The following is a 2820-nucleotide window of genomic DNA, read 5'->3' as shown; positions in this document are numbered from 1 at the left end:
AATAACTTGGAGCTTACTTACTTTCCCGGGTTTGATCCCAGTATCATCAGCGGTGCGGGGCTTAACTTCTCTGTTCGAGATGGGAAGAGGTGAACACCCGTCCTATCGGCTCCATACTTTTTACAAGGCATAGCCTTTTTCCATATTGTGAGATAAAATAAATAGCAGTGTGTAAATTAATAAAAGGTAAGCTTTCGGGTAATTAGTACTACTCGACTTTGACATTACTGTCTTTACATCTGTAGCCTATCGACCGTGTCGTCTACACGGACCCTTCATGGAATACTCATCTTCAGGTCAGTTTCGCACTTAGATGCTTTCAGCGCTTATCTGATCCCGACGTGGCTACTCAGCTATGCCCTTGGCAGAACAACTGATATACCAGCGGTCAGTCCAACTCGGTCCTCTCGTACTAAAGTCAGAACCTGTCAATATTCCTACGCCCACAACAGATAGGGACCGAACTGTCTCACGACGTTCTGAACCCAGCTCGCGTGCCACTTTAATCGGCGAACAGCCGAACCCTTGGGACCTTCTCCAGCCCCAGGATGTGACGAGCCGACATCGAGGTGCCAAACCTCCCCGTCGATGTGAGCTCTTGGGGGAGATCAGCCTGTTATCCCCAGAGTACCTTTTATCCTTTGAGCGATGGCTGTTCCATACTAAACCACCGGATCACTATATCCTACTTTCGTACCTGATCGACTTGTCGGTCTCACAGTCAAGCTCCCTTTTGCTATTGCACTCTACGCACGGTTACCAAGCGTGCTGAGGGAACCTTTGAAAGCCTCCGTTACTCTTTTGGAGGCGACCACCCCAGTCAAACTACCCACCAAGCAATGTCTCCCCTTTGGGGATTAGAATTCCAGTACAAGAAGGGTGGTATTTCAACGTTGGCTCCCCGATGCCTAGCGACACCGGCTCACAGCCTCCCACCTATCCTACACATCCAGTACCAAAACTCAATGCTAAGCTATAGTAAAGGTTCATGGGGTCTTTCCGTCCCGTTGCGGGTAAACGGCATCTTCACCGTTACTACAATTTCACCGAGCTCACGGCTGAGACAGTGCCCAGATCGTTACACCATTCGTGCAGGTCGGAACTTACCCGACAAGGAATTTCGCTACCTTAGGACCGTTATAGTTACGGCCGCCGTTTACTGGGGCTTCAGTTCAATGCTTCGTGTTGCCACTAACATCCCCCCTTAACCTTCCAGCACCGGGCAGGTGTCAGGCCTTATACGTCATCTTTCGATTTAGCAAAGCCATGTGTTTTTGTTAAACAGTCGCCTGGGCCATTTCTCTGCGGCCACGATTGCTCGTGGCTCCCTTTATCCCGAAGTTACAGGGTTAATTTGCCGAGTTCCTTAGCCGTGATTCACTCGAGCGCCTTAGAATATTCTTCTCGACCACCTGTGTCGGTTTACGGTACGGGTTACTTATAAGTTATACACGCCTAGACTTTTCTTGGAAGTCTACTCACTACACTCGTTTTGGCATTGCTGCCGCCTCTCAAAGACACTATTCCGTCAGTATCTGGTAACCTGTAGTCTCCGTCATCTATTTGCCCTATAAGTAAGTACAGGAATATTAACCTGTTGTGCATTAGGTTGTCGCCTTCGCTAGACCCTTAGCCCCCGACTAACCCTCAGTTGATTAGCATAGCTGAGGAAACCTTAGTCTTTCGGCGTGAGGGTTTCTCGCCCTCATTATCGTTACTCATGCCTACATTTGCTTTTCTGAACGCTCCAGCAAAGCTCGTCGCTTCACCTTCTCCGCAGATCAGAATGCTCCCCTACCAGTATATAAATATAATCCAAAGCTTCGGTACTTTACTTGATGCCCGTTTATTATCGATGCCCGCCTCGCTCGACCAGTGAGCTGTTACGCACTCTTTAAATGAATAGCTGCTTCCAAGCTAACATCCTGGCTGTCACTGCAATCAGACTTCCTTAGTTCAACTTAGTAAAGATTTTGGGACCTTAGCTGTTGGTCTGGGTTCTTTCCCTCTCGGATTGGGACCTTAGCACCCCAACCCTCACTCCCGGGTATATTTTAAGCCATTCAGAGTTCGTCAGGATTTGGTAGGATTTGACTCCCCCTAGTCCTATCGGTAGCTTTACCTGCTTAAAACTTAACCCCGAGGCTGTTCCTAAAAACATTTCGGGGAGTACGAGCTATTTCTCAGTTTGATTGGCCTTTCACCCCTACCCACAAGTCATCCAAATACTTTTCAACGTAAACTGGTTCGGTCCTCCACTCCGTGTTATCGGAGCTTCAACCTGCTCATGGGTAGATCACAAAGTTTCGCGTCTACTCCCACTGACTAAGCGCCCTATTCAGACTCGCTTTCGCTCCGGCTGCTCACGTCAACGTGATTAACCTCGCCAGTGAAAGTAACTCGTAGGCTCATTATGCAAAAGGCACGCCGTCACCCCACAAAAGGGCTCCGACCGCTTGTAAGCGTATGGTTTCAGGGTCTTTTCACCCCCTTACTCAGGGTACTTTTCACCTTTCCTTCACAGTACTAGTTCACTATCGGTCTCTTGGTAGTATTTAGCCTTACCGGATGGTGCCGGCAGATTCAAAGGGGATTTCTCCAGTCCCCCCCTACTCAGGATACCACTACAATTATATAAGCTTACCGATACGGGGCTCTCACCTTCTATGGCCTGCCTTCCCAGACAGTTCTCATTCATTTATATAATCGATCACGTGGTCCTACAACCCCAGTCTTGCCGCAACAACACTGGTTTGGGCTAATCCGCGTTCGCTCGCCACTACTTACGGAATCACTTTTGTTTTCTCTTCCTCTGCTTAC

The 2820-nt window shown here is 48.7% G+C and carries 2 rRNA genes; both read right to left on the bottom strand.

Annotation, left to right across the window (positions count from 1 at the left end):
- Nucleotides 1-4: 4 nt before the first annotated feature.
- A 5S ribosomal RNA gene (rrf, locus tag ACST14_RS10890) occupies nucleotides 5-116 on the bottom strand.
- Nucleotides 117-182: 66 nt separating this feature from the next.
- Nucleotides 183-2820: ribosomal RNA gene (locus tag ACST14_RS10885) — 23S ribosomal RNA — on the bottom strand; the annotation flags it as partial.

It is taken from the genome of Aquirufa sp. A-Brett2-15D (assembly GCF_054558735.1).
Note: the sequence above shows the minus strand (reverse complement) of the source record. Positions and strands in the feature narration are given on the sequence as shown.